Raw genomic sequence first — 25,594 nt, forward strand, 5'->3', positions numbered from 1 at the left:
ATTTTCGAAACGGGCGGCTGGCTCGATAGGGATAACAATGGCTGATGTAGCAAGCACCGACGCCCTGCTGGCGATTCTGATGCAGGAGCATGGGGATGCGTGATGAGGTAAGGGCTGACGCCCTGCTGGCGAGCCTGGAACAGGAGCACAAGGGCAAGCTGAAGGTGTTTCTCGGCGCCGCTCCCGGCGTGGGCAAGACCTACGCCATGCTGCAGGCGGTGCGGGAGCAGGCCAAAGAGGGGGTAGACATCCTGATCGGCGTGGTGGAGACCCATGGCCGTCAGGAGACCCTGGCTCTGCTCGACAAGCTCGCCATCATGCCGCGCAAGATCCACATGCACCGCCAGCAGCGACTGGAGGAGATGGATCTCGACGGCCTGCTCGCCCGCAAACCGGCCATCGCCGTGGTGGACGAGCTGGCCCACAGCAACGCCCCCGGCAGCCGCCACGAGAAGCGCTGGCAGGATGTGGAGGAGCTGCTCAACGCCGGGATTGACGTCTACACCACCCTCAACGTGCAGCATCTGGAGAGTCTCAACGATCTGGTGTGGCAGCTGACCGGGGTCAGGGTGAAAGAGACCCTGCCCGATCAGGTGCTGCTGGAAGCCGACAGTCTGGTGCTGATCGACCTGCCCCCCAAGGAGCTGCTCGGCCGCCTCAAGGAGGGCAAGGTCTATGTGCCCCATCAGGCCAAGGCGGCGCTGCAATCCTTCTTCTCCCTCAACAACCTCACCGCATTGCGGGAGCTGGCGATGCAGACTGCTGCCAGCCATGTGGAGGGCGATCTGCAACTGCAGTGGCAGGCAGCAGGCAAGAGCACCTTGCCGCTGCGGGGCAAGCTGATGGTTTGCCTCGGTGACCTGCACGGCTCGGCGCTGGTGCGCTACGGCCACCGCTTTGCCCAGCGCCGCCAACTCCCTTGGCTGGTGGTGCATGTCGACAGCAATGGCCGCCGCTCTGCCGATGTGGAGCAGGCGCTGGCGCTCGCCTCCCACCTCGGCGCCAAGGTGCTGACGCTATCCAGCCCGGCGGTCGCCAACACCCTGCTGGAGACCGCCGAACAGCAACAGGTCTCCCAGCTGCTGCTCGGCAAACCTCACAAGGCGCCGTGGCGCCGCTCGCTGGTGCAGCACCTGCTCAAACAGGCGCAGGGGCTCGAAATCACTCTGGTCGATACCGAGAAACACAAGCCCAAAGTGGGGATGCACGCCCCGACGCCGAAGGATATCCACCACAGCCTGCTGGCGGTGACCATCATGGGGATCACCTCGGCCGCCGCCTGGGGGCTCTCCTACTGGCTGCCACCAGCAGCGTTGCCGCTCATCTTCGTGCTGGGGGTGCTGGCGACCGCCCTCACCACCAGTCTGGTGCCCGCTACGCTGGCGGCGGTGCTGGGCTTTATCGCCCACAATCTGCTGTTCACCGCCCCCTACTTCTCCCTGAGCGTCGCCAACCACAGCGACCTGCTCACCCTGTTTGTGCTGCTTATCGTCGGCATGACCGCGGGACGGCTCGCCTCCCGCCAGCGGCAACAGCTGATCGGTCTGCGAGAGACCCAGCAGCTGGGTAATGCCCTGCTCTCCCTCAGTCAGGGGCTGGCCACCGCCAGCAGCCCGGAGGAGGTGCTCAGACAAGGTGCCCAGGCCATTTCACTGGCGCTCGGCCAGCCGACCGTGGTGATCGACAAGGAGTTCAACGACATGCTCGGCAACGAGAAGCACAGGCCCGGCCAGACCGACAAGGCGGCCATCGACTGGTGTCTGGCCCAGAAGCAGAGCGCCGGGGCCCACACCGCCACCCTCAATGCCGCCGAGGCCCAGTATCACCACCTCAGCGATGACCTGGTGATCGGCATAACGCTGGCCAATCCGCTCTCCTCCTCTGCCGAACATCAGCTGCAGGCGCTGCTCACCGACATTCGCGCCGCGCTGGCGCGGATCGACCTCAACGAGCGGCTGGCCGACAGCCAGTTGCAGGCGGAGACCGACCGGATGCGCGCGGCCCTGCTCTCCTCGGTCTCCCACGATTTGAAGACGCCGCTGGCCACCATCATGGGGGCTGGCAGCACCCTGCTGGAATATGGTGACCGGATCCCCGCCGAAGACCGCGACGAACTGCTCCACTCGGTGCAGGAGGAGGCGCGCCGCCTGCACAGCTATGTGCAAAATCTGCTGGATATGACTCGTATCGGCTCCCCCGACTTCCAGCTGAAACGGGACTGGGTCGATCTGGCGGATCTGGTGGAGAGCGCCCGCAAGCGGCTCGACTCCTCCTGGCGCCAGCACAAGCTGCTGGTCCATTTCGATCAGCATGTGCCCCAGCTCTATGTGCACGGCGCCCTGATCGAGCAGGTGCTGGTCAACATTCTCGACAACGCCTCCCGCTACTCGCCGGCAGGCACCCCCATCGAGTTCAAGGTGATGGTGGCCGAACCCGACCTCATCATCGACATCATCGATATCGGGGTCGGTATCGCCGAATCGGATCGGGAGAAGATCTTCAACCTCTTCTACACCCAGCCGGTTGGCGATTGCGGCAGCCGCGGCACAGGGCTTGGCCTTGCCATTTCCCGCGCTATGATAGAGGCCCACGGCGGCAAGATTTGGGCCTTCTCCGGCCCCAATGGCAACGGCACCTGCATGCGCATCTCCCTGCCGCTCGCACTCAATTCACCGGAGGTTTGATGGCGCACATTCTGGTCATAGATGATGAAGCGGCGATCCGTCGCTTTCTGCGGATCAGCCTGATTGCCGAGGGCCATCAGGTGAGTGAGGCGGTGGGGGTCAATGAAGGGCTGGAGCAGTATCGCCACCTCAATCCCGATCTGGTGATCCTCGATCTCGGTCTGCCGGACGGCGATGGCATTCAGGTGTTGCAGGCCATTCGCGAGCATCACCCCAATCCGGTGCTGGTGTTGTCGGCCCGCGATTCGGAGCAGGAGAAGGTGCGGCTACTGGATGCCGGCGCCAACGACTACATGAGCAAGCCGTTTGGCATCGGCGAGATGATGGCCCGCATCCGTGTGCTGTTGCGCCAGCGGGCTGGCGTCAGCAGCGGCGAGCGGCGCCACTTCCCCCAGTGCGGCCTGACGCTGGATGTCAGCAGCCACAAGGTGACCATGAAAGACGAGGAGATCCCTCTCTCCCGCAAGGAGTTCGCCCTGCTGCAGGCGCTGGTGTGCCACCCCGGCAAGCTGGTGATGCAGACCCAGCTGCTCAACGACATCTGGGGGCCGAGCCACAAGGAGGATACCCACTACTTGCGCATCGTCATCGCCAGTCTGCGCAAAAAGCTGGGGGATAACCCCCAGCAACCGACGCTTATCGAGACCGAATCCGGTATCGGCTACCGCTTTATCGGCAACTGACGTTTCACGTGGAACGACGCCCGCTGCAAATCAGCGCCAATAGACCGCAGCCACTCTGCAACAGGCCGAGATCCTGCAATCCGGCCGCCACCGCCAACCCCAGACTGAGCAGCAGGTAGTAGCCAAGCCCGAACAGGGCGCCAGCGCTGCCAGCCACCTCGCGATAGGCCAGCAGCGCCTGACTCAGCACATTGGGGATCGCCAGCCCGAAGGCCACCACAATCCCCATCATGGGCAACAGGAACCAGAAGTTGGCCTGACTCGCCCATACCAGCAGCCCGGCGACCAGCGCCAGAGCGCAAGCCAACCTGACCAGAGATGACGGCAGCCACCCCCTCCCCAGCAGATGCTTGTTGAGCAGGCTGCCAAGCAGAGTCGCCAGCGCCAGCAAGATCCCCGAATAGCCAAACTCGCCGGTGCTCAATCCCAATCCGGCAAACAGGAAGGGGGCCAGACTGTAGTAGCCAAACAGCATGGTGTTGAACAGGGCGACCAGCATGGCACTGCGCCAGAGCCCGCCATCTTTCATCATCCGACATGCCAGCGGCCAGAGTGCGACTTGCCGGGTGGTGGCCGGGCGGGTTTCCGGCAGTTGCCAGCAGGTCACCAGCAGCAAGCCTACCGCCAGTATCAGCAAACCGCTGAACACCCCGAGATAGCCGAACCCGCTCGCCAGCTGGCCGCCACTGAGCAGCCCCAGCACCGGGCTCAAGGAGAGCGCTATGCCCATCACCGAGAAGACCCGTGCCAGATCGCTGCCCTGATAGCTATCGCGCAGCATGGTCTGGGTCACCACGGAGCCCACGGCGGCGCCAAAGGCCGAGATAACCCGGGCCAGCAGCAGGGTTTCAAACTGGTTGGCCAGCAGCGCCAGCAGGGTGCCGACGCCATAGGTAAGCAGACCCGCCAGCATGGCGGGACGGCGCCCAATCAGATCGCAGAGCCGCCCCCAGCAGACCACGCCCACCGCAAACGCCAGAAAATAGACCGACAGGGTCTGGGATGCCTGCCCTTCACTCACCTGAAACTGGCTGGCGATGTGGGTCAGGATCGGGCTGTAGATGGTCTCCACAATTTGGGGAAACATCATCAATCCCACCACCAGCCAGAGCGGTGGCAACTTGTTGTTCATGACAAACCTCCTTCACAAGAGGTCGTCATTCTAGAGAGATGCCGATTGTCTGATTACAATAAGCAGGACTATAAACATCAAAAATCGGACATATGGCCTTTATTCTTCCCGATCACCCTTTTGACCCCGACCAGCTGACGGGCAGCGTGATCGGCATTGCCTCCGCGCTCGGTTGGCACGACTCGGGCCTGCATCAACATCAACGTCATCAGCTGCTGTTCGCCCAATCCGGCTGCATGACCATGGAGCTGGAAGGTCGGGTCTGCCTGCTGCCACCCACCCGCGCCGCCTGGCTGCCTGCAGGCACCTCACACCGGATCTTGATGCGCGGTGTGGTGGCCTACCGCTCCCTCTACTTCCAGCCGCACCCCGAGTTGCCCGGCACGGTCGAAGTGCTGGCAGTCAATCCGCTGCTGCACGAACTGATCGAACGGATGGCGCTCTGGCCGTGGGACAAACCGCAAGAGCAGCAACAACGGACGGTGGCTCTGTTTATGGAAGAATTGAGGCTGGCGCCGCGGGAGTCGTGGCAGTTGCCGCTGCCGATGGATCCCAGACTGGGCGACTGGCTACAGCAGTTGAAACGGGGGGATGCCCTGCCCGATCGGCTCAACCGGCTGGCCGAGCGGGTGGGTGCCAGTGACAAGACCATTGGCCGCATCTTCATGCGGGAGACCGGCATGAGCTATCAGGCGTGGCGTCAGCAGTGGCGGCTGTTGCGCGCCATGGAGCTGCTGGCAGAAAGCGAGTCCATCAGCCGGATTGCCGCTGCGCTGGAGTTCTCCAGCGACAGCGCCTTTATCAGCTTCTTCAAACAACATACGGGACAGACCCCCCTGCGCTACCTCAGCTCTCGGGGTGAGTCGCCACAGCCTGACTCGCCTCCACCACCAGGGTATCCAGCGCCAGCGGCTTGAGATTATGCAGCGCATCCTGCACCACGGCATGGGATGCCTGTTGCAACTCGCTCTGCACATCCTGCTCCAGCTGGACACTCTCCAGCTCGGGCCGCGGGTTTTCGTTGGCCATCACGTTCAGGCTCAGGACACTCACAATCAGGGTAGCGATCAGGCTTTTCATCTGGTTTGCTCCGGTATGGTTGAGATGACCAGATAGCTATTCCAATAGTTGTGCCAATCCTCACGCAATTCATAACATGATGATTTTGTTTAAATTAACTATATCTCGATACCAAATTGAGTCGCAAAATGCATCCCGCTCGGTCATTTTTAAACCAACAGTTGGTGCTTTTAACCACGCTTGATTTTTGCGCCATGTTCCACGTGGAACGTCCCATCTTTTTGATCGACACCCGCTTTTAAACTGAGCTATGGTGCTACATCCCCGTAACTCAAATCTGGATCTGTCACCGAATGGAATTTTCCTTGTTCGGCGAGAAGTTCACTCGCCACGCCGGTATTACCCAACTCATGGATGACCTCAATCAGGGGCTGACCAATCCGGACGCCATCATGCTGGGTGGCGGCAATCCGGCCCCAATCCCCGCCATGCTGGAACGCTTTCAGGCCGAGGCCAAGAGCCTGCTCGACAACGGCGAGCTGGTCAAAGCGATGGCCAACTACGACGGCCCCCAGGGCAAAGACAGGTTCACCAAAGCGCTGGCTGCCCTGCTCAGCAAGGAGCTGGGATGGGATATCTCGGCCCGCAATATCGCCCTGACCAACGGCAGTCAGAATGCCTTCTTCTACCTGTTCAACCTGCTGGCCGGTGAATTTGCCGATGGCCGCAAGAAAAAGGTGCTGTTCCCGCTCGCCCCCGAATACATAGGCTATGCCGACTCGGCGTTGGCGGACGACTACTTCGTGGCCTACAAGCCCACCATCGAGAAGCTGCCCGATGGCCAGTTCAAATACCACGTGGATTTCGAGAGCCTGCAGGTAGGTGACGATATCGGGGTGATCTGTGTCTCCCGCCCGACCAACCCGACCGGCAATGTTCTGACCGACGAAGAGATCGAACATCTCGATCAGATCGCCCGCGACAAGGGGATTCCGCTGCTGATCGACAACGCCTACGGCGTCCCCTTCCCGGGCATCATCTTCAGCGAAGCCAAGCCATTCTGGAACACCAACACCATCCTCTGCATGAGCCTCTCCAAGCTCGGCTTGCCGGGCACCCGCTGCGGCATCGTCATCGCCGACGAGAAGATCATTCAGGCCATCACCAACCTGAGCGGCATCATCAATCTGGCGCCGGGCAGTCTGGGCCCCGCCATTACCATCCCGATGATCGAGAGCGGCGAGATCATCGCCCTCAGCGAACAGGTGGTGAAGCCCTTCTATCAGCAGAAGGCAGAGCTGGCGGTGCAACTGCTGCGCGAAGCGATCCCCGATCCGCGCTTCCACATCCACAAGCCGGAAGGCGCCCTCTTCCTCTGGCTCTGGTTCGAGGGCTTGCCGATCCACTGTCAGGAGCTGTACGAACGACTGAAGGCGAAGAACCTGCTGATCGTGCCGGGGCACTACTTCTTCCCCGGCATCGACGACCCAGAGTGGCGCCACAGCCAGGAGTGCATCCGCCTCAACTACTCCCAGAGCGAGGAGCTGGTGCGACGCGGCATCGCCATCCTGGCCGACGAGATCAACACCCTCTACGCCGACTAAGCCAGTTCGACGATACAAAAACAGAGAGGCCTGCACATGCAGGCCTCTCTTGTTTATCACACGCCGGTTTGCTTAACCGGGCAGTGCCAGCTGATCGGGCTTGCCGATCGGAATGGCACGGGGCTTGAGCGCCTCAGGCAGCTCGCGTGCCAGATCGATGGTCAGCAGCCCATGTTCCAGCTTGGCGCCCTGCACTTCCACATGCTGGCTCAGCTTGAAGGCGAGCTCGAAGTCGCGCTCGGCGATCCCCTGATGGAGGAACTGGCGCTCATCGGCGGCGGCCTTTCGCCCCTTCACCTTGAGGGTGCCGTTTTCGGTTTCCAGCTCCAACTCTTCGCGCTCGAAGCCGGCCACGGCGACCGTGATGCGATAGCCGTCCTGATCGCGCTTTTCGATGTTGTACGGGGGGTAAGCGGCGGTCTTCTGCTCGAACAGACCTTCCAGCTCACGGGCCATCCGCTCGAAGCCAACGGCATTGGAATAAAGATGAGAAAAATCGAGGTTACGCATAATCCTATCCTTCTATAAGCAACAGGTTTTACTTCTCCACAGGCCCGTCATCGGCACCCGGGAAACGTCAACAATTCAATGAGGTCAGGCTATCAGCCGTTGATCTCAATCTTGCGGGGCTTCATCGCCTCGGGCACTTCGCGTACCAGGTCAATGTGCAGCAGACCGTTTTTCAGATCGGCGCCTTTCACCCGCACATAGTCGGCCAGCTGGAAGCGACGCTCGAAACCGCGTTCGGCTATGCCTTGGTAGAGGTAGTTGCGCTCGGTATCGGACTGCTTGTTGCCCTTCACTGTCAGCAGATTTTCCTGGAAGCTCAGCTCCAGCTCTTCCTGGGTAAAGCCCGCTACCGCCATGCTGATGCGGTAGTCGCTATCACCCAGCTGCTCGATGTTGTAGGGGGGATAACCGGCATTGCCATTGCTGGCCGCAGATTCGATGAGATTCGCCAGACGATCGAAACCGATGGCAGAACGATAGAGCGGAGAAAAGTCGATAGAACGCATAGTATTACCCTCTTGTGAGCGATAACGGATTGTTTGCCCTCCTTATGGACGGGCGCCTGGTCGAAACCTCTGTCGAGCGTTCCGGCCTTGTTACCTATATAGGGGCTCACTTTTTCCTTTCAAGGGGATTTTTTCAAATTTTTTAAATGGCCGTGCAGACCTGTAGAACATCAACCTGTTGGCCCGATAGTGATGATAATCGACCCGTGGGCCACTGATGGCAACTCACTCCGTCTCCCATAATTGGTTGCATATCCACCAGCCAACATGGAGCCATCCCATGAAGATTACCCAGGTTCGCAACGCCACCTTGCTGCTCGACTATGCCGGCACCCGCTTTCTGATCGACCCCATGCTCTCTGCCAAGGGGGCCTTCCCCGGCTTTGAAGGCACTGCCAACAGCCAGCTGCGCAATCCGCTGGTCGAGCTGCCGCTACCGATCGATGAGCTGGTCGATGTGGACGCCGTTATCGTCACCCACGACCATCCCGACCACTGGGATGATGCCGCCAGAGCCCTGATCCCCAAACATCTGCCGCTCTTGGTACAACATCAGAAAGATGCTGATGCCATTCGTGCCAGTGGCTTTGAAGATGTGCGCCTGCTGAGCGACCAGCCCGAGTTTGCTGGCATTCGCCTGCAGCAGACCGGTGGCCAGCACGGCAGCGACCAGTTGATGGCTGTACTGGGCGAGCGAATGGGAGAAGTGTGCGGCGTGGTCTTCTCCCACCCCGATGAACAGTGCCTCTATCTGGCCGGTGATACCATCTGGCATCCCTCTGTCGAGCAAGCCCTGCAACAGCATCAGCCCGAGGTCATCATCCTCAACTGTGGCAATGCACAGGTGCCCGGGCTCGGTTCCATCATCATGGGCAAGGAGGATATCGCCGCCGTTTATCAGGCCGCACCGCAAGCCACGCTGATCGCCAGCCATATGGAGGCGGTCAACCACGCCGTGCTGTCACGCCTAGAGCTGCGCGACTATCTGGCGGAACGGGGCATGATGGATCGGGTACGGGTGCCAGAAGATGGCGAGGCGATATCACTGTGATCCACAAAAGGTCCATGCCAGACATGACCCTTCGGCTTTCACTGCCGAACGCTTATGATGAGAGGCCTGCGCGCAGAGAGGAGCCTACACCATGACCACCCCGATCGTTGCCGTGGTGACCTTCGATCACTTCAGCCCTTTTCACTGCGCCGTCCCCTGCCTCATCTTCGGCGATATTCTGCCGGGCCAGCCACTGTTCGAGCTCAAGATCTGCTGCGGGGATGGCAACCCTCAGTCACGCTCGGCGCAAGGCTTCACCATTCAGGCTCCCCATGGGCTGGAGGTGCTGGCCGAGGCGGAGATCATCGTCATCCCCTTCTGGCACGACCCGGCAGCACGGCCACCCGCAGCGCTGCTCGATGCCCTGATTGCCGCCAGAACCAGAGGTGCCCGGTTGGTCGGGCTTTGCCTCGGCACCTATGTGCTCGCCTACGCCGGGCTGCTCAATGGTCGCAAGGCATCGACCCACTGGGAGTACGAGCAGGATTTCTGCCGCCGCTTTCCCTGCGTGCAGCTCGATACCAACGCCCTCTATGTCGATGATGATGGGCTGGTCACCTCCGCAGGTACTGCCGCCGGGCTGGACTGCTGCCTCTATCTGGTGCGCCAGTACCACGGCTCGGCCATCGCCAACAAGGTGGCGCGGCGGCTGGTGATCCCACCTCACCGGGAAGGGGGGCAGGCCCAGTTTATCGAGCAGCCGGTGCCCGCCTCCACCCGCGATGTCCGGATGAATCAATTGCTCGATCACCTGCGTGCCCATCTGGCCGAGCCTCACACCCTGGACTCTCTGGCAGATCACACCCTGATGAGCAGACGCACCTTTACCCGCCGTTTTCATCAGGCAACCGGCCTCTCGGTGGGTGAATGGCTGCTGGCGGAGCGGCTCAGGTGCAGTCAGGAGCTGCTGGAGGTAAGCGGCCATTCCATCGATCGCATTGCCGAGCTGGTCGGCTTCAAGAGTGCCACCTCCCTGCGCAATCACTTTCGCTCCCGCTTTGCCATCTCCCCCAGCGAGTGGCGACGATCTTTTCGTGGCCATAACTCCTGATGATGCCCGCTGTACCTGCTCACCTCGCTATGGCAGGCTAATCAGAGATCCCGAGGAGTCATTCCATGTCCCGTTCAGAACGCCTGCTGGCCCTGCTCCAGCTGCTGCGCGGCCACCGCTACGCCATCACAGGCGTGGAACTGGCCAGCCAGCTTGGCATCAGCCTGCGCACCCTCTATCGGGATATCGCCACCCTGCAGGCACAGGGCGCCCACATCGAGGGGGAAGCGGGCATCGGCTATGTGCTTCGCCCCGGCTTCATGCTGCCGCCGCTGATGTTCAGCGAGGAGGAGCTGGATGCGCTGGTGCTGGGCTCACGCTGGGTAGCGGCCCATGCCGACCATGCCCTCAGTACCGCCGCCAGCAGCGCGCTGGCCAAGATAGAGGCCGTGCTGCCCGCCGACTACCGCCAACAGCTGCATGCCAATGCCTTGCTGATCGGCACCTCTCGCGGTGACAGCCCCGTCGACGAGGCTCAGCTGCGCAGCGCCATCCGCCAGCAGCGCAAGGTGAGCCTGAGCTATCGGGATCTCAAGGAGGAGAGTTCGGAGCGCACCGTCTGGCCCTGTGCCCTCGGCTACTTCGATCAGGTGCGGGTACTGGTGGCCTGGTGCGAACTGCGTCAGGGCTTTCGCCACTTTCGGGTCGATCGCATCACCCGGATGCAGCCGCAAGATTGCCGCTATCCAAAAAACAGAGAGAGCCTGCTGAAGGAGTGGCGCACCACCCAGCAAATCCCGCAGCCGAAATTCATTGCTGACAGAAACTGACAGCAGGTAGCGCCATCCTGAGGGGGTCGACGCAGATGTGCTATTTCATCTGTTAGGTCATATAGATCGAAACGAGGTTGCTCAAAAACATGAACAATAAAAGTGGTTATATCGGCGTCAACGGTGGTGAGTTGTATTACGAACTTTCGGGTAATCCTGATGGTGAGCCTTTATTGATGCTTCATGGTGGCCTTGGTTCCCTTAATGAACTAATACCCATTCAAAGATATGTTGCCATGGATTATCAGTTGATCAGTGTAGATTTCCGTGGCCATGGAAAATCCCCTCTAGGTAGTAAGCCACTGAGTTACTTGCAGTATCAGCAAGATATCCAAACACTCCTCGACTATCTGGGCGTTGATAAATATTCAATATTTGGCTTTAGTGATGGTGGTATCGTAGGTTATCGACTAGCCGTACAAGAACCCGATAGCGTTTCTTGTTTGGTTACACTTGGTGCAACGTGGCGATTAGAGCCTGATGATCCATCACTCGGGTTGCTAAGCGGCTTAACAGCAGACTTTTGGATTTCAAAGTTTGCCGATGATGTCGCGCTATATAAGGTGTCAAATCCCGAGCCTGATTTCCCAAAACTGGTCGATGCTGTAAAGGCTGTTTGGCTTGATACAACACCATCTGGCTACCCGAGTAACCTAGTTGAAAAAATTCGTTGTCCGACATTAATCATGAGGGGTGATAACGATGTCATATTTTCGCTTGAGGAGTCTGTGGCTTTAAAAGCAAAAATCGCAGATTCCAGTTTTGCCAATATTCCACTCGCGGCTCACTCAGCTCATCAAGAATCGCCGGAACTGGTAGGTAAAATGCTTCAACAGTTCATGTCACAGCATAAAAACTATTAACTCTTCCATAGCACACTGCATATAAAGAATCAGCTCTGTGCAAGTGAACTCATCATCAAAATGCCGAACATCAAATTCGGCATTTTCTTTATCTCAGCCCGATCGCCCATCCTTTCAACTGCCAGTGTTTCACGTGGAACGTCGGGCGGCATCCGGCTGGGCCGTCTGTGCTATCATCCCCGCTCCTTACTCTCTGGAGAAACAATGACCACTCGACATAATCCGCTCGAACTGTACCAGCCGGACAACAGCTCCCCCGATAAACTGAGCGAACTACAGCTGATGCTATTTGCCCTACTACAACAGCGTGAGCAGGAGTTTGGCTTCAACCAGAACGTAATCGTCCACTACCCGGAAGCGAGCTTTCTCACCGCTCCGCTCGATTATCTGGATCAGCTGATCCTGGAACAGCAGCAACAGGGTCACCTCATCAATGAGGTGGTGATACTCACCACTTACCCTCAGGTGCACACCCCACTGGTCGAGCGTGACTATCTGCATGAAGCGGTTCATATGCCCGCAGGCCCCGACCATACGGCGATCTTCAGGATGCATTGCGGTTCCTACCCGACAGGTAAAACCCTCTATATCGAGGCCGTCAACGAGCAGGATCCCAAGATCCGGCCCACCTTTGTGTTGATGCTGCGCGATGAAAATGGTGAATTACAGGGTGGTATGTCCGGATCAATCTGGAACCAGGATGAGCGACGTTACGCCTATATCGGCACAGTAGTGGTGAGACCGGAACAACCCGCGGGAACCGGCACCCTGCTCGCCAATACCGTGCTGGAGTACCTGACGCAGCAAGGGGTTTATGAGGTCAATCTCGGTACCCAGACCGCCGAGCCCTTCTATGCCAAACTGGGCTTCCAGACCATTCACCACATAGTGCCAGCGTTGCGTCACCGCACAGCTAGCGATGGCGCGGTGCTACCCCACAACCTGGTCATCATGAGCAAAATACTCTGATAAAGCAGACTACAAATGTAAAAAAGCCGCTCTTGTGAGCGGCTTTTTATTGCAATCAGCGAGTCTGATTAGACGTCGAGGTTGGCCACGCGCAGGGCGTTGGTCTCGATAAAGTCGCGACGGGGCTCAACGGCATCACCCATCAGGGTGGAGAAGAGCTGGTCAGCGCCGACGGCGTCGTCGATGGTGACGCGCAGCATGCGGCGGGCTTCCGGATCCATGGTGGTTTCCCACAGCTGGTCCGGGTTCATCTCACCCAGCCCTTTATAGCGCTGGATGTAGATGCCGCGTTTGCCTTCGCCCATCAGCCACTCGACGGCTTCCACGAAGTTGGCGACCGGCTTGACCTTCTCGCCACGCTTGATGAAACCACCTTCCTCGATCAGGTTGGCGATCTCCTTGCCCAGCGAGACCAGTTGACGGTACTCACCGGATTGCAGGAAGTCGTAGCTGAGCGGATATTCGCGGTCGACACCGTGCTGACGTACCACGGCGTGCGGAACGTACAGGCTGCGCTCTTCATCACGACGAACCTGGATCTGGTACTGGATACCGTGGTTGCTCTCGTTGAGCACGGCTTCCATACCCTGACACCAGGCCAGCAGTTCGCTCTCGCTGTTCAGCAGCGCTTCGTTCAGCTCCGGCTGATAGATCAGCTGGGTCAGCACGGCTTCCGGCGCACGACGAGACATGCGGGTGATCAGGTGAGTCACCGAGCGGTGCTGGTTGACCAGACGCTCCAGCGCCTCGCCACCGATGGCCGGGGCAGACTCGTTAACGTGCAGGGTAGCACCATCCAGCGCCATGGCGGTCTGGTACTGCAGCAGCGCGTCTTCGTCTTTCAAATACTGCTCCTGCTTGCCCTTCTTAACCTTGTAGAGCGGCGGCTGGGCGATGTAGACGTAGCCACGTTCGATGATTTCCGGCATCTGACGATAGAAGAAGGTCAGCAGCAGGGTTCGGATGTGCGCACCATCGACGTCCGCATCGGTCATGATGATGATGTTGTGATAACGCAGCTTGTCCGGGTTGTACTCGTCGCGACCGATACCGCAACCCAGTGCGGTGATCAGGGTGCCCACCTCTTGCGAGGAGATCATCTTGTCGAAACGGGCCTTCTCTACGTTCAGGATTTTACCCTTGAGCGGCAGGATGGCCTGGTTCTTACGGTTGCGACCCTGCTTGGCGGAACCGCCAGCAGAGTCCCCTTCCACTATGTAGAGTTCGGAGAGAGCCGGGTCTTTTTCCTGACAGTCAGCCAGCTTGCCGGGCAGACCGGCGATATCCAGTGCACCTTTACGGCGGGTCAGTTCGCGGGCTTTGCGGGCCGCTTCACGGGCACGGGCCGCATCGATGATCTTGTTGACCACGATCTTGGCATCGCCCGGGTTTTCCAGCAGGAAGTCCGCCAGCTTCTCACCCATCGCCTGCTCAACGGCGGTCTTCACTTCGGAAGAGACCAGCTTGTCTTTGGTCTGGGAGGAGAACTTGGGATCCGGCACCTTGACGGAGATAACGGCAATCAGACCTTCACGCACGTCGTCGCCACTGGCGGCAGACTTGGCCTTCTTGCTGTAGTCCTCTTTGTCCATATAGGAGTTCAGAGTACGGGTCAGCGCGGTACGGAAGCCAACGAGGTGAGTACCACCATCCCGCTGCGGGATGTTGTTGGTGAAGCAGTAGACCCCTTCCTGATAGGCGTCGTTCCACTGCATCGCCACTTCAACGCCGATACCATCCTGCTCGGTGGTGAAATGGAACACCTTCGGGTGGATCGGGGTCTTGTTCTGGTTCAGGTATTCAACAAACGCCTTGATGCCACCCTCGTAGCAGAAATGCGCCTCGCGGCCATCACGCTCGTCTTGCAGACGAATGGAGACACCGGAGTTGAGGAAGGAGAGCTCGCGCAGGCGCTTGGCCAGGATCTCGTAGTGGAACAGGGTATCGCTGAAAATGGCCGGGCTCGGCCAGAAGCGAACTTCGGTACCGGTGCCGGTGCTGTCGCCAATCTGCTTGAGCGGCGCCTGTGGCTCACCCAGATGATAGGTCTGCTCGTAGACGTGGCCGTTACGACGAATAGTCAGCAACAGCTTGTCAGAGAGGGCGTTAACTACCGAGACACCCACGCCATGCAGGCCGCCGGATACCTTGTAGGAGTTGTCATCAAACTTACCGCCTGCGTGCAGCACGGTCATGATGACCTCTGCGGCGGAGCGGCCCTCCTCCTCGTGCATGTCTACCGGGATACCCCGGCCATTGTCACGCACAGAGACAGAACCGTCGGAATGGATCTTGACCAGAATATCGGAGCAGTAGCCAGCGAGCGCCTCGTCAATGGAGTTATCGACGACCTCGAACACCATGTGGTGCAGACCCGAGCCATCATCCGTATCGCCGATATACATCCCCGGGCGCTTGCGGACCGCATCCAGGCCCTTCAGCACCTTGATATTCGAGGAGTCGTAAGTATTTTCACTCATAGCTTACTCTCTGCCTTCTCTAACGTTTCGGAGATTTTACCCTGTTCCACGTGGAACAACTTACAGTCATTCGCATCCATCATGTCTGCGAGCTGACCGGTGTCGATGGCGGTGATAAACACCTGGGACGCACACTGCTTCAGCCTTGCGGCCAGCAAGCGGCGCTTGTCGACATCCAGTTCAGAGGCAAAATCGTCAATTAAAAAAATACAGCCACGGCTGCTATGTTGATTCAAATAGAGCCCTTGGGCCAGTCGCATGGCGCAGACCAGCAACTTCAGCTGACCCCGGGACAAAATATCCTGAGCGGGTACCCCGTTCGCCTTGAGGCGCACATCGGCTTTCTGTGGACCGACACCGGTATAGCCCAGCGCCCGATCCCGCTCAAACCCCGCCTCCAGCAGATCGCCGAGGGGAGTATCTTTCTCCCAGCCCCGGTAAAAGCCGAGACTGATATCGAATTCCGGCAGAAAATCCGCCGTCATCTCCTTGATCAGGGGCGTAATGGCCTGACAATAACTGGCGCGAAACTCGGCCAGCTCACCCCCCAGCCGCACCAATTCCTGATCCCAGAACGCCAGCTGGCGGTACTGGGTGCTCTGGCGCAGCAGTGCATTGCGCTGTTTCAGCAGCCGCCGCACTCGCCCCCACAGGGCAAAGAAGGTCGGCTCCTGATGGAAAACGCCCCAATCGAGCCAGGCACGGCGAGCCTGAGGCCCGCCCGTCAGCAGGTTGAAGCCATCGGGATGGATCAACTGCACCGGCAACAGCTCCGCCAAATCGGCCAGCCGCTGGGCCTGTGCCCCGGCAATCTTGAGCTGGGTCTCGCCACTCTTGTCTTTGGCAAGACCGATCGGTACCTGACGCCCCTCCAGCTCGCACTGGGCAAACAGGGTAAACGCCCTCTCCCCCTGGCGGATGACCCGCCCGGTCAAATGAGTGCGAAAGGAGCGCCCCAGACCAAGGTAGTGAATGGCTTCCAGCACGCTGGTCTTGCCGCTGCCATTGCACCCGACCAGAATGTTGAGGCCGGGTGACAGCTTGAGACTGGCTTGCTGGATATTGCGAAAGTCGCTGAGCTGGAGTTTGACCAGGGACACGACTAGATCCGCATCGGCATCACCACGTACTGAGCATCCTGATGTTCAAAATCCTCAATAATGGCACTGCTGATGGAATCGCTCAGGCTAATCCGAATTTGGTCACATTTTAACGTATTCAGCACGTCGAGCACATAAGAGACGTTAAAGCCGATCTCCATCTCGCCAGCGGCATATTGTACGTCAAGCAGCTCTTCGGCTTCTTCCTGTTCCGGGTTGTTGGCGGTGATGCGCAGCAGGTTTTCCTGCAGATTGAGACGCACCCCACGGAATTTCTCGTTGGAGAGGATGGCGGCGCGGGCAAACGCCTGACGCAGATCCTCACGGCCGGCGATGAGCGCCTTGTCGCTGTTGCGCGGAATGACGCGGCGCCAGTCCGGGAAGCGGCCATCCACCAGCTTGGAGGTGAAGATGAAGCCGTCCAGCGCAGCCCGCAGGTTGCTGCGACCGATCTGCAGCCGCACCGGCTTGTCTTCCGCCTCCAGCAGACGCACCAGCTCCAGTACCCCTTTGCGCGGCAGGATAACTTGATGATCGGGCAGCGATTCCCCTACTACCTCGCGGCGGCAGGTGGCCAGACGGTGACCGTCGGTCGCCACGGTGCGCAGACCGTGACCTTCGCTCTCGAACAGCATGCCGTTCAGGTAGTAACGCACGTCCTGACTGGCCATGGAGAACTGGGTCGCATCGATCAGCTTCTTCAGCTCCAGCTGGCTGATATCGAACTCGAGCACGGATTCCCAATCCTCGATGTTCGGATACTCGGTCGCCGGCAGGGTCGAGAGGTTGAAGCGGGAACGACCGGAGCGGATGATCAGGCGCTCGCCTTCGGTATTGAGACGGATCTCGGCGCCTTCCGGCAGACCACGGCAGATATCCAGCAGCTTGCGCGCCGGTACTGTGGTGCGGCCATCTTCGCTGGCCCCGTTCAGATAGACCTGACCGATCATCTCTACTTCGAGATCGGTACCGGTCAGTGACAGCAGACCGTTGCTGACATCAAGCAGCACGTTGCCGAGGATCGGCAGGGTCGGTCGGCCGCCGAGGGCGCCGGACACCAGTTGCAGAGGACGTAACAGGGCCTCACGGCTAATTTCGAGCTGCATCTGTGCTCTCCGTTGTGATTAGGAGGAAAAGATTCGGATCAGGTTGGAATATTCGCGCTGCATCTGTCCACTCGATTCCGTTATCAGGAAGAAAGGGTACGGATCAGGTTGGAATAGTCCTCCTTGATGTCATGACTCTCCTCCTTCAGCTGCTCGATCTTGCGGCAGGCATGAAGAACGGTAGTGTGGTCACGACCACCAAAGGCATCACCTATCTCCGGCAAACTGTGGTTGGTCAGCTCCTTGGCCAGTGCCATCGCCAGCTGGCGCGGACGGGCAACAGAGCGGGAACGACGCTTGGAGAGCAGATCCGCCAGCTTGATCTTGTAGTACTCCGCCACCGTCTTCTGGATATTGTCGATGGTGACCAGCTTCTCCTGCAGTGCCAACAGGTCTCGCAGCGCTTCGCGCACGAAATCGATGTTGATGGCACGGCCGGTGAAGTTGGCGTTGGCGATCACCCGGTTGAGGGCGCCTTCCAGTTCACGGACGTTGGATCGCAGACGTTTGGCAATGAAGAAGGCCACTTCGTCCGGCAGATGGATCTGGTTCTCGTCTGCCTTGCGCATCAGGATCGCGACGCGGGTCTCCAGCTCCGGCGGTTCGATCGCCACGGTCAGGCCCCAGCCGAAGCGGGACTTGAGGCGATCCTCGACACCGTTGATCTCCTTCGGATAGCGATCCGAGGTCAGGATGATCTGCTGATTACCTTCCAGCAAGGCATTGAAGGTATGGAAGAACTCCTCCTGGGAGCGCTCCTTGTTGGCGAAGAACTGGATGTCATCGATGAGCAGGGCATCGACACTGCGGTAGTAACGCTTGAACTCTTCAATGGCGTTGTTTTGCAGCGCTTTCACCATGTCCTGAACAAACCGCTCGGAGTGCATATAGATGACTTTGGCATCTTTTTTACTCTCCTTGATGGCATTGCCAACGGCGTGCAGCAGGTGGGTTTTACCCAGGCCGGTGCCGCCATAGAGGAACAGCGGGTTGTAAGCACCACCCGGATTGTCCGCTACCTGACGGGCAGCCGCACGCGCCAACTGGTTGGACTTACCCTCGACGAAATTCTCGAAGGTATAGTTCACGTTGGTGTTGCTCTTGTGGTTCGGCTCGGGCTTGGCTTCAGCCTTGCTTTCCCAGCTCTTCTGCAAGTTATTCACAGGCGCGGCACCCTGTACCGGTGCTCTGGCGACAGCAACAGGATGGGGACGATTGCCTATATCAAAACGCAGGGCGGGGCCGTCGACCCCGCAGAGTTCGTTGATGATGCCGTTAACCCGGATGAGATACTTGTCTCGTACCCAGTCCAGAACAAAGCGATTCGGTGCATACAGGGTCAGAGTATTGTCACTCAACTCCGCTTGAAGCGGCCGGATCCACATGCTGAATTCTGCCGAGGGCAACTCATCTTGCAGCCGGTTAAGGCACTGCTGCCATAGCGAAGCAGTCACTCTAAACTCCTGTCGATTGATTAACTAAAGACCGGCTATTCTACGTTTTTAGCCGCCGGATCTCCAGCCATCGCCCGGTGGATCCAGCAAATAAGATCCTTGACTTTCAAGGATCCAGCGCCTTTGGATCGGATTTCATCCCCAAAGTTACCCACAGCTTGATCCACCGTCCGGATTGGTCGATCCCGTGCTTCTCTCCTGTTATTTCATATAACCAAATGTCATTTATTTTTTAAATTTTATTCCAATAACATCAGGGCCAAACCAGTTATTACAACTACAAATACAAGACATTGAGAGAGAGAAACACCATGAAAACATCCATCAAACTGATTTCCGGCGCAGCCATCCTGCTCGCCACCCTGTCCGGTCAGGCCATCGCCCAGGAGACCATCAAGGTCGGCATGTCTGGCAAATATTTCCCGTTCACCTTCGTCAAGCAGGACAAGCTGCAAGGCTTTGAAGTGGATATGTGGAACCAGATCGGCGAGCGCACCGGCTACAAGGTCGAATTCGTGACCGCCAGCTTCTCCGGCCTGTTTGGCATGCTGGAAACCGGCCGCATCGATACCATCTCCAACCAGATCACCATCACCGACGAGCGCAAGGCGAAGTACGACTTCTCCCAGCCTTACGTCTATGACGGCGCCCAGATCGTGGTACGCAAGGGCAACAGCACCATTCATGGCATCAAGGATCTGGAAGGCAAGAAGGTGGCCGTGAACCTGGGTTCCAACTTCGAAGAGCTGCTGCGCAAGAACGACCCGAACAAGAAGATCGACATCCGCACCTATGACTCCGCCTTCGAGCAGGATGTCGCCCTGGGTCGCATCGATGCCTTCGTGATGGACCGCGTCTCCACCGCCCAGCTGATCAAAGAGTCCAAGCTGCCGCTGCAACAGGCTGGCGCACCGTTCGAGACAATCGAGAACGCACTGCCCTTCCTGAAGACCCCGGAGAAACAGGCGCTGCTGAAGAAGGTCGACGAGGCCCTGACCGCCATGCGCAAGGATGGCTCCCTGCGTCAGATCTCCGAGAAATGGTTCGCTTCCGACATCACCGACAAATAAATGATGGAATTTGACCTCGAATACACGCTGGGGCTGTTTCCCATCCTGCTCAAATACCTGGGCACCACGATGGAAATGGCCCTGTGGGGATTCGTGCTGGCACTCGTACTCTCGCTGGCCCTGGCGATAGTACGGGTGTTTCGCGTCCCTGCGATTCACTGGCTGGCGATGCTCTATATCTCGTTCTTTCGGGGTACACCGCTACTCGTTCAGCTGTTCCTGCTCTACTACGGACTGCCGCAGCTGTTCCCGATCTTCGTGGGGATGGATGCCTTTACCGCCGCCATCGTCGGTCTGACCCTGCACTTCGCCGCCTACATGGCCGAGTCGATCCGCGCAGCCATCCTCGGCATTCACAAAAGCCAGATGGAAGCGGCGCTCAGTATCGGCATGAGCCGTTATCAGGCGATGCAGCGGATCATCCTGCCGCAGGCGGCACGTATCGCCACCCCGTCGCTGATGAACTACTTCATCGATATGATCAAGAGCACCTCGCTGGCCTTCACCCTGGGGGTGGCCGAGATAATGGGCAAGGCGCAAATGGAAGCCTCCTCCTCCTTCAAGTTCTTCGAGAGCTTTATGGCGGTGGCGCTGATCTACTGGGTGGTGGTGATCTTCTTTACCCGCTTGCAGCATCTGCTGGAAATTCGTCTTAACCGTGCCTATTAAAGGAGGGCTCTTATGATCAAGCTAACCGGCCTCTCCAAGGCATATCACGGCAATCAGGTGCTCAACGGCATCGATCTGGAGGTCAAAAAGGGGGAAATTGTCGTCATCATCGGCCCCTCCGGCACCGGCAAATCGACTCTGTTGCGCTGCCTGAACCTGCTGGAGACCCCGGATGCGGGCACCCTGGCCATCGACGATCTCGAGCTCAATCTGGCCAAGGCCAGTGAACAGCAGGCGATCGAGCTGCGCAAGCGGGCCTCCTTCGTGTTCCAGAACTACGCCCTGTTTGCCAACAAAACAGCGCTCGACAACATCGCCGAAGGGCTGATCACCGTCTGGAAGCAGCCAAAAGCGGAGGCCCGCGCCACAGCGCTCGGCATCCTCAAGGACATTGGTCTTGCCGACAAGCAGGATGCCTATCCGGCCTCCCTCTCCGGCGGCCAGCAGCAGCGGGTCGGCATTGGCCGCGCCATGGCGGCCCACTCCAAGGTGATCCTGTTTGACGAGCCCACCTCGGCCCTCGATCCCGAGTGGGTCGACGAGGTTTTGGGACTGATGAAAGAGTTGGCCCGCCAGCACCAGACCATGGTGGTGGTGACCCATGAGATTGAATTTGCTCGTGATGTTGCCGATCGGGTGATCTTCATGGAAGGGGGGCGGATCGTCGAGCAGGGCCCGCCGGATCAGATATTGGTCGATCCCAAGGATCCCCGTACCCGGGAGTTCTTGCGGAAAGTCCTTAAATAGCTCTCTCTTTGGCGGCCTGGCCGCCTTTTTTATTGAGGGATCCCTTGTTTAACCCCGGGTTGCCAGTATAATCCGGAGCCCTTGATCCTCTGGATCCTCACGCTCGGCAGCGGCCTTTTCAAGACCACGGCAGGATGAGAGGGAACGGCGGATTGACTAAAAGCCGAACTCTGTTTAGAATTCGGCCTCTTTTGCTAGTCGTCACACGCTATAGCTGGCGCGTCGGCTAAGTGTGACAATCAAAACTGTACAGAAATACGGAATCGAATCATGAAACGTACTTTTCAACCGTCCAACCTGAAGCGCAAGCGCTCTCACGGTTTCCGCGCCCGCATGGCAACTGCCAACGGTCGTAAAGTTCTGGCCGCTCGTCGTGCCAAGGGTCGTGCCCGTCTGGTAGTTTAATGCCTACCCAGCACACCTTCTCTCGGGAGTTACGTCTGTTAACTCCCGAACACTTCAAACGCGTTTTCGCCGAGCCTGTCCGGGCTGCTTCCCCGCAAATTACGCTTCTCGCCTGCCCCAATTCACTCGAACACTCTCGTCTTGGTCTCGCTGTGCCTAAAAAAGCACTCAAGCGTGCCGTCTGGCGTAACCGTGTCAAACGGGTGGTCCGGGAAAGTTTCCGCCTCAAACAACATCAGCTGCCCGCTATCGACATCGTGGTGATCGCCAAGGCCGGTGTTAAAGAGATGGATAACGAGGAACTGTTCAAGTTACTGGAAAAGCTATGGCGCACTCTGTCACGCCGTTGCAATGGGTAGCTATCAAACTGATACGCCTGTATCAGCTAATCATTAGCCCTCTGCTCGGGCCGCGCTGCCGTTTTACTCCAACTTGTTCCCAATTTGCGATAGAAGCCATCCGACTTCACGGTTTCATAAAAGGCGTTTGGTTAGCTAGCAAACGTCTATTAAAATGCCATCCCTTATCCGAGGGTGGTTATGACCCGGTTCCGCAACCAAAGCGAAGAAACTGAAGACTATGGAATCACAACGCAATCTACTCCTGATCGGTTTGCTGTTCGTGAGCTTTCTGCTCTGGCAACAGTGGGAGTCCGACAAGGCTCCGAAGCCGGCCCCGACTACCGTGGCCCAAACCGAACATTTCGTACCTGAAGCCGGTCAGACCGGTGATATTCCTCAGGTTTCCGAGCAAGCCAACGCGACTGCCGCACGCAAGCTGATCACCGTCTCCTCTGACGTGCTCAAGCTGACCCTGGATACCCAGGGTGGTGACGTCGTGTCTGCCGAACTGCTGTCTCACAAACTGGAAGAGGGCAAGGACCAACCGTTCGTGCTGCTGACCAGCAAGCCTGAGCACCTCTATATCGCCCAGAGCGGTCTGGTGGGTCGCAACGGTCCGGACAGTCAGGCCGAAGGTCGTCCTACCTATGAAGCCGCCCAGACCAGCTATCAGCTGGCCGATGGTCAGGATCAAGTCGTCGTTCCGATGACCTGGACCGACAGCAAGGGCGTGGTCTTCACCAAGGAGTTCATCCTCAAGCGTGGCGACTATGCCGTTGGCGTTGATTACAAGATCGACAACAAATCTGCCGAGCCGGTTCAGGTGCAGTTCTATGGTCAGCTGAAGCAGACCGTAGCAACGCCGAAGGATCAGGAAGGTCATGCCATGGTAGCCAGCGCTTACCGTGGTGGTGCCTTCTCCACTGAAGATACCCGCTACAAGAAATACACCTTCGACGAGATGAAGGATGCCGACCTGAACAAGACCACCAAGGGTGGTTGGGTCGCCATGCTGCAACACTACTTCGTCTCTGCCTGGGCACCGAATGCCGACGATACCAACAGCTTCTACAGCCGTGTGATCCCGGGCAAAGGCCAGGCCATCATCGGTTACAAGGCGCCGCTGGTTGACGTGGCTGCCGGCCAACAGGCCGAAGTGACCAGCAAGCTGTGGGTCGGTCCCAAGCTGCAAGACCAGATGGCCAAGGTGGCTAACCACCTCGACCTGACCGTTGACTACGGCTGGCTGTGGTTCATCGCCCAACCGCTGCACTGGCTGCTGACTGTGTTCCACGGTTTCGTCCAGAACTGGGGTCTGGCCATCATCATGCTGACCCTTCTGGTGCGCGGCATCATGTTCCCGCTGACCAAGGCCCAGTACACCTCCATGGCCAAGATGCGCATGCTGCAACCCAAGATTGCGGCCCTGCGCGAGCGCTTCGGCGATGACCGCCAGAAGATGTCTCAGGGCATGATGGAGCTGTACAAGAAGGAGAAGGTCAACCCGCTGGGTGGCTGCCTGCCGATCCTGGTTCAGATGCCGATCTTCATCGCCCTCTACTGGGCACTGATGGAGTCCGTTGAACTGCGTCACGCGCCGTTTGCCCTGTGGATCACTGACCTGTCAGTGAAGGACCCCTTCTTCGTGCTGCCAATCCTCATGGGTGCCTCCATGTGGTATCTGCAGAAGATGAGCCCGACCACCGTAACCGACCCGATGCAGCAGAAAGTGATGCAGTTCATGCCGATCATCTTCACTTTCATGTTCCTCTGGTTCCCGGCTGGTCTGACTCTCTACTGGCTGGTGAGCAACGTCATCTCCATCATCCAGCAGACCATCATCTATCGTCAGCTGGAGAAGAAAGGACTGCATTCACGCAGCTAATCTTCCCGTGATGACAAAAGAGGCGGCCTTCGGGCCGCCTTTTTTATTACAATGTCTCCCACTACGTTTTCCTATCAGCGAACAAACGAGCCAAGCAAGATGACAACAGATACGATCGTGGCCCAGGCCACCGCGCCAGGCCGTGGTGGCGTCGGCATAGTCCGGGTCTCCGGCCCCGCCGCCGAACAGGTCGCCGGGATAGTGCTCGGCAAGCTCCCGCGGGTGCGCTACGCCGAATATCTGCCGTTCAGGGATGAGCAAGGCCAGGTACTGGATCAGGGCATCGCCCTGCTGTTCAAAGCCCCCAACAGCTTCACCGGCGAGGATGTGCTGGAGCTGCAGGGCCACGGCGGCCCCGTCATCATGGACATGCTGATCCGCCGCATTCTGAAAATCGACGGCATTCGTCCTGCCCGCCCCGGCGAGTTCAGCGAGCGCGCCTTCATCAACGACAAGCTGGATCTGGCACAGGCCGAAGCTATCGCTGACCTTATTGAAGCCTCCAGCGAACAGGCCGCCCGCAGCGCCATGCACTCCCTGCAGGGGCAGTTCTCCAGCAAAATCCAGCAACTGGTGGAGAGCCTGATCCGGCTGCGCATCTATGTAGAAGCGGCCATCGACTTCCCGGACGAGGAGATCGACTTCCTCTCCGACGGCAAGGTGGCGGGCGACCTCTACGCCATCATGTCCGAGTTGGACGACGTGCGCGGGGAAGCCAAACAGGGCGCTCTGCTGCGGGAAGGGATGAAGGTGGTGATCGCCGGTCGTCCCAACGCCGGCAAATCGAGCCTGCTCAATGCCCTGGCGGGCCGCGAGTCGGCCATCGTCACCGAGATTGCCGGTACCACCCGCGACGTGCTGCGCGAACATATCCATCTCGATGGCATGCCGCTGCACATCATCGACACCGCCGGTCTGCGCGACACTCAGGACAAGGTGGAGCAGATCGGTATCGAGCGCGCCTGGGCCGAGATCGAACAGGCCGATCGGGTGCTGTTTATGGTGGATGGCACCACCACGGACGCGGTTGACCCGCGAGAGATCTGGCCGGAATTTGTTGATCGGTTGCCAAAAAACATCGGCCTCACCGTCATTCGCAACAAGGCCGATCTGACCGGCGAGGATCTGGCACCGAGCCAGGAGCAGGGCCACGCCGTCTACCGCATCTCCGCCAAGACCGAGCTGGGACTGCCTGCCCTGCGCGAGCACCTGAAAGCCTGCATGGGCTTCCAGGGCAACACCGAAGGGGGCTTTATGGCCCGTCGCCGCCATCTGGATGCGCTGGAGCGTGCTGCCGAGCGGCTGCTGGTGGCCAAAGAGCAGCTGGAAGTGTTCGTGGCCGGCGAGCTGGTGGCCGAAGAGTTGCGCCTGGCGCAAGAGTCCCTCTCCGAGATCACCGGCGAATTTAGCTCCGACGATCTGCTGGGCCGTATCTTCTCCAGCTTCTGCATCGGCAAGTAATGTGGTGAAAAATCAGCAATAAAAAGCAGCCAT

Annotated in this window: 25 protein-coding genes; 17 read left to right on the plus strand and 8 right to left on the minus strand. The window is 58.8% G+C overall.

The genetic code is table 11. The features are described from left to right. Positions 1-95 precede the first annotated feature (95 nt). Complete coding sequence (locus AB5Z02_RS02940; protein ID WP_368215243.1) at positions 96-2,684, plus strand: ATP-binding protein; 2,589 nt, start codon at positions 96-98, stop codon at positions 2,682-2,684. Beyond that, entirely contained in the window at positions 2,684-3,367 is a 684-nt protein-coding gene (locus tag AB5Z02_RS02945) for a response regulator (RefSeq protein WP_005357169.1), read from the plus strand. The genes AB5Z02_RS02940 and AB5Z02_RS02945 overlap by 1 nt, the downstream gene beginning before the upstream one ends. A gap of 4 nt (positions 3,368-3,371) precedes the next feature. On the opposite strand, the gene AB5Z02_RS02950 is transcribed toward AB5Z02_RS02945, so the two are convergent. After that, positions 3,372-4,499, minus strand: coding sequence for a multidrug effflux MFS transporter (locus AB5Z02_RS02950; RefSeq protein WP_368215245.1), 1,128 nt, complete (start codon positions 4,497-4,499; stop codon positions 3,372-3,374). Positions 4,500-4,591: 92 nt separating this feature from the next. Here AB5Z02_RS02950 and AB5Z02_RS02955 point away from each other — a divergent pair, with 92 nt between their 5' ends. Next, on the plus strand, positions 4,592-5,416 hold the full coding sequence (locus tag AB5Z02_RS02955; RefSeq protein ID WP_368215247.1) for a helix-turn-helix transcriptional regulator: 825 nt from the start codon (positions 4,592-4,594) through the stop codon (positions 5,414-5,416). On the opposite strand, the gene AB5Z02_RS02960 is transcribed toward AB5Z02_RS02955, so the two are convergent. Then, positions 5,346-5,579 (minus strand): hypothetical protein, encoded by a 234-nt coding sequence (locus AB5Z02_RS02960; RefSeq protein WP_005339294.1) that lies wholly within the window; start codon positions 5,577-5,579, stop codon positions 5,346-5,348. The two genes, AB5Z02_RS02955 and AB5Z02_RS02960, sit on opposite strands and share 71 nt — an antisense overlap. 293 nt (positions 5,580-5,872) lie before the next feature. Here AB5Z02_RS02960 and AB5Z02_RS02965 point away from each other — a divergent pair, with 293 nt between their 5' ends. Further along, the gene (locus AB5Z02_RS02965) at positions 5,873-7,123 is read left to right on the plus strand and encodes a valine--pyruvate transaminase (protein WP_368215248.1); all 1,251 of its coding nucleotides are present in this window, start codon (positions 5,873-5,875) and stop codon (positions 7,121-7,123) included. A gap of 72 nt (positions 7,124-7,195) precedes the next feature. On the opposite strand, the gene AB5Z02_RS02970 is transcribed toward AB5Z02_RS02965, so the two are convergent. Further along, positions 7,196-7,633, minus strand: coding sequence for an Hsp20 family protein (locus tag AB5Z02_RS02970; RefSeq protein WP_043126193.1), 438 nt, complete (start codon positions 7,631-7,633; stop codon positions 7,196-7,198). 92 nt (positions 7,634-7,725) lie between these two features. After that, positions 7,726-8,139, minus strand: a complete 414-nt coding sequence (locus AB5Z02_RS02975) for an Hsp20 family protein (RefSeq protein WP_041214186.1) — start codon at positions 8,137-8,139, stop codon at positions 7,726-7,728. A gap of 280 nt (positions 8,140-8,419) precedes the next feature. Here AB5Z02_RS02975 and AB5Z02_RS02980 point away from each other — a divergent pair, with 280 nt between their 5' ends. From AB5Z02_RS02980 to AB5Z02_RS03000, 5 genes are all read left to right on the plus strand, one after another. After that, the gene (locus tag AB5Z02_RS02980) at positions 8,420-9,190 is read left to right on the plus strand and encodes an MBL fold metallo-hydrolase (protein ID WP_231721192.1); all 771 of its coding nucleotides are present in this window, start codon (positions 8,420-8,422) and stop codon (positions 9,188-9,190) included. A 91-nt stretch (positions 9,191-9,281) separates the two neighbouring features. Continuing rightward, on the plus strand, positions 9,282-10,241 hold the full coding sequence (locus AB5Z02_RS02985) for a helix-turn-helix domain-containing protein (protein WP_231721191.1): 960 nt from the start codon (positions 9,282-9,284) through the stop codon (positions 10,239-10,241). A 65-nt stretch (positions 10,242-10,306) separates the two neighbouring features. After that, entirely contained in the window at positions 10,307-11,011 is a 705-nt protein-coding gene (locus tag AB5Z02_RS02990; RefSeq protein ID WP_368215252.1) for a helix-turn-helix transcriptional regulator, read from the plus strand. 89 nt (positions 11,012-11,100) lie between these two features. After that, the gene (locus AB5Z02_RS02995) at positions 11,101-11,874 is read left to right on the plus strand and encodes an alpha/beta fold hydrolase (RefSeq protein ID WP_043820704.1); all 774 of its coding nucleotides are present in this window, start codon (positions 11,101-11,103) and stop codon (positions 11,872-11,874) included. Positions 11,875-12,078: 204 nt separating this feature from the next. Continuing rightward, positions 12,079-12,843, plus strand: coding sequence for a GNAT family N-acetyltransferase (locus AB5Z02_RS03000; RefSeq protein ID WP_368215254.1), 765 nt, complete (start codon positions 12,079-12,081; stop codon positions 12,841-12,843). Positions 12,844-12,911: 68 nt separating this feature from the next. Here the strand turns inward: AB5Z02_RS03000 and gyrB are convergent, their stop codons facing one another. The 4 genes from gyrB to dnaA all read right to left on the minus strand — a co-directional run bounded on the left by gyrB (position 12,912) and on the right by dnaA (position 18,983). Continuing rightward, positions 12,912-15,323: a DNA topoisomerase (ATP-hydrolyzing) subunit B gene (gyrB, locus tag AB5Z02_RS03005; RefSeq protein ID WP_043820698.1), complete on the minus strand. Its 2,412-nt coding sequence runs from the start codon at positions 15,321-15,323 to the stop codon at positions 12,912-12,914. Then, positions 15,320-16,423, minus strand: a complete 1,104-nt coding sequence (gene recF / locus AB5Z02_RS03010; protein WP_005339305.1) for a DNA replication/repair protein RecF — start codon at positions 16,421-16,423, stop codon at positions 15,320-15,322. The genes gyrB and recF overlap by 4 nt, the downstream gene beginning before the upstream one ends. A 2-nt stretch (positions 16,424-16,425) precedes the next feature. Continuing rightward, complete coding sequence (gene dnaN, locus AB5Z02_RS03015; RefSeq protein WP_005339306.1) at positions 16,426-17,529, minus strand: DNA polymerase III subunit beta; 1,104 nt, start codon at positions 17,527-17,529, stop codon at positions 16,426-16,428. An 83-nt stretch (positions 17,530-17,612) separates the two neighbouring features. Then, positions 17,613-18,983, minus strand: a complete 1,371-nt coding sequence (dnaA, locus tag AB5Z02_RS03020; RefSeq protein WP_005339307.1) for a chromosomal replication initiator protein DnaA — start codon at positions 18,981-18,983, stop codon at positions 17,613-17,615. 311 nt (positions 18,984-19,294) lie between these two features. Between dnaA and AB5Z02_RS03025 the strand changes: the two genes are divergently transcribed. From AB5Z02_RS03025 to mnmE, 8 genes are all read left to right on the plus strand, one after another. Then, positions 19,295-20,053, plus strand: coding sequence for an amino acid ABC transporter substrate-binding protein (locus AB5Z02_RS03025; RefSeq protein WP_005339308.1), 759 nt, complete (start codon positions 19,295-19,297; stop codon positions 20,051-20,053). Further along, positions 20,054-20,722: an amino acid ABC transporter permease gene (locus AB5Z02_RS03030; protein WP_013724235.1), complete on the plus strand. Its 669-nt coding sequence runs from the start codon at positions 20,054-20,056 to the stop codon at positions 20,720-20,722. Positions 20,723-20,734: 12 nt separating this feature from the next. Continuing rightward, entirely contained in the window at positions 20,735-21,469 is a 735-nt protein-coding gene (locus AB5Z02_RS03035) for an amino acid ABC transporter ATP-binding protein (protein ID WP_005339311.1), read from the plus strand. 270 nt (positions 21,470-21,739) lie between these two features. Next, positions 21,740-21,874, plus strand: a complete 135-nt coding sequence (gene rpmH / locus AB5Z02_RS03040) for a 50S ribosomal protein L34 (protein ID WP_005307156.1) — start codon at positions 21,740-21,742, stop codon at positions 21,872-21,874. Continuing rightward, positions 21,874-22,233, plus strand: a complete 360-nt coding sequence (gene rnpA / locus AB5Z02_RS03045) for a ribonuclease P protein component (RefSeq protein ID WP_005339313.1) — start codon at positions 21,874-21,876, stop codon at positions 22,231-22,233. The genes rpmH and rnpA overlap by 1 nt, the downstream gene beginning before the upstream one ends. Continuing rightward, positions 22,200-22,448: a membrane protein insertion efficiency factor YidD gene (gene yidD, locus AB5Z02_RS03050; protein ID WP_010672280.1), complete on the plus strand. Its 249-nt coding sequence runs from the start codon at positions 22,200-22,202 to the stop codon at positions 22,446-22,448. Before rnpA ends, yidD begins: the two co-directional genes overlap by 34 nt. A 5-nt stretch (positions 22,449-22,453) precedes the next feature. After that, positions 22,454-24,100 (plus strand): membrane protein insertase YidC, encoded by a 1,647-nt coding sequence (gene yidC / locus AB5Z02_RS03055; protein WP_005355794.1) that lies wholly within the window; start codon positions 22,454-22,456, stop codon positions 24,098-24,100. Between the two features lie 99 nt (positions 24,101-24,199). Continuing rightward, on the plus strand, positions 24,200-25,561 hold the full coding sequence (gene mnmE / locus AB5Z02_RS03060) for a tRNA uridine-5-carboxymethylaminomethyl(34) synthesis GTPase MnmE (protein ID WP_042063286.1): 1,362 nt from the start codon (positions 24,200-24,202) through the stop codon (positions 25,559-25,561). Positions 25,562-25,594 lie beyond the last annotated feature (33 nt).

Origin of the sequence: Aeromonas sp. R2-3, assembly GCF_040908375.1 — a bacterium.
In the GTDB taxonomy this organism is placed as follows: Bacteria; Pseudomonadota; Gammaproteobacteria; order Enterobacterales; family Aeromonadaceae; genus Aeromonas; species Aeromonas veronii.

What these genes read in the sequence shown, in the direction of transcription:
- AB5Z02_RS02940 (WP_368215243.1), top strand. Translation starts at nt 96, where the DNA reads ATGCGTGATGAGGTAAGGGCTGACGCCCTGCTGGCGAGCCTGGAACAG.
- AB5Z02_RS02945 (WP_005357169.1), top strand. Translation starts at nt 2,684, where the DNA reads ATGGCGCACATTCTGGTCATAGATGATGAAGCGGCGATCCGTCGCTTT.
- AB5Z02_RS02950 (WP_368215245.1), bottom strand. Translation starts at nt 4,499, where the DNA reads ATGAACAACAAGTTGCCACCGCTCTGGCTGGTGGTGGGATTGATGATG.
- AB5Z02_RS02955 (WP_368215247.1), top strand. Translation starts at nt 4,592, where the DNA reads ATGGCCTTTATTCTTCCCGATCACCCTTTTGACCCCGACCAGCTGACG.
- AB5Z02_RS02960 (WP_005339294.1), bottom strand. Translation starts at nt 5,579, where the DNA reads ATGAAAAGCCTGATCGCTACCCTGATTGTGAGTGTCCTGAGCCTGAAC.
- AB5Z02_RS02965 (WP_368215248.1), top strand. Translation starts at nt 5,873, where the DNA reads ATGGAATTTTCCTTGTTCGGCGAGAAGTTCACTCGCCACGCCGGTATT.
- AB5Z02_RS02970 (WP_043126193.1), bottom strand. Translation starts at nt 7,633, where the DNA reads ATGCGTAACCTCGATTTTTCTCATCTTTATTCCAATGCCGTTGGCTTC.
- AB5Z02_RS02975 (WP_041214186.1), bottom strand. Translation starts at nt 8,139, where the DNA reads ATGCGTTCTATCGACTTTTCTCCGCTCTATCGTTCTGCCATCGGTTTC.
- AB5Z02_RS02980 (WP_231721192.1), top strand. Translation starts at nt 8,420, where the DNA reads ATGAAGATTACCCAGGTTCGCAACGCCACCTTGCTGCTCGACTATGCC.
- AB5Z02_RS02985 (WP_231721191.1), top strand. Translation starts at nt 9,282, where the DNA reads ATGACCACCCCGATCGTTGCCGTGGTGACCTTCGATCACTTCAGCCCT.
- AB5Z02_RS02990 (WP_368215252.1), top strand. Translation starts at nt 10,307, where the DNA reads ATGTCCCGTTCAGAACGCCTGCTGGCCCTGCTCCAGCTGCTGCGCGGC.
- AB5Z02_RS02995 (WP_043820704.1), top strand. Translation starts at nt 11,101, where the DNA reads ATGAACAATAAAAGTGGTTATATCGGCGTCAACGGTGGTGAGTTGTAT.
- AB5Z02_RS03000 (WP_368215254.1), top strand. Translation starts at nt 12,079, where the DNA reads ATGACCACTCGACATAATCCGCTCGAACTGTACCAGCCGGACAACAGC.
- gyrB (WP_043820698.1), bottom strand. Translation starts at nt 15,323, where the DNA reads ATGAGTGAAAATACTTACGACTCCTCGAATATCAAGGTGCTGAAGGGC.
- dnaN (WP_005339306.1), bottom strand. Translation starts at nt 17,529, where the DNA reads ATGCAGCTCGAAATTAGCCGTGAGGCCCTGTTACGTCCTCTGCAACTG.
- AB5Z02_RS03025 (WP_005339308.1), top strand. Translation starts at nt 19,295, where the DNA reads ATGAAAACATCCATCAAACTGATTTCCGGCGCAGCCATCCTGCTCGCC.
- AB5Z02_RS03030 (WP_013724235.1), top strand. Translation starts at nt 20,054, where the DNA reads ATGATGGAATTTGACCTCGAATACACGCTGGGGCTGTTTCCCATCCTG.
- AB5Z02_RS03035 (WP_005339311.1), top strand. Translation starts at nt 20,735, where the DNA reads ATGATCAAGCTAACCGGCCTCTCCAAGGCATATCACGGCAATCAGGTG.
- rpmH (WP_005307156.1), top strand. Translation starts at nt 21,740, where the DNA reads ATGAAACGTACTTTTCAACCGTCCAACCTGAAGCGCAAGCGCTCTCAC.
- rnpA (WP_005339313.1), top strand. Translation starts at nt 21,874, where the DNA reads ATGCCTACCCAGCACACCTTCTCTCGGGAGTTACGTCTGTTAACTCCC.
- yidD (WP_010672280.1), top strand. Translation starts at nt 22,200, where the DNA reads ATGGCGCACTCTGTCACGCCGTTGCAATGGGTAGCTATCAAACTGATA.
- yidC (WP_005355794.1), top strand. Translation starts at nt 22,454, where the DNA reads ATGGAATCACAACGCAATCTACTCCTGATCGGTTTGCTGTTCGTGAGC.
- mnmE (WP_042063286.1), top strand. Translation starts at nt 24,200, where the DNA reads ATGACAACAGATACGATCGTGGCCCAGGCCACCGCGCCAGGCCGTGGT.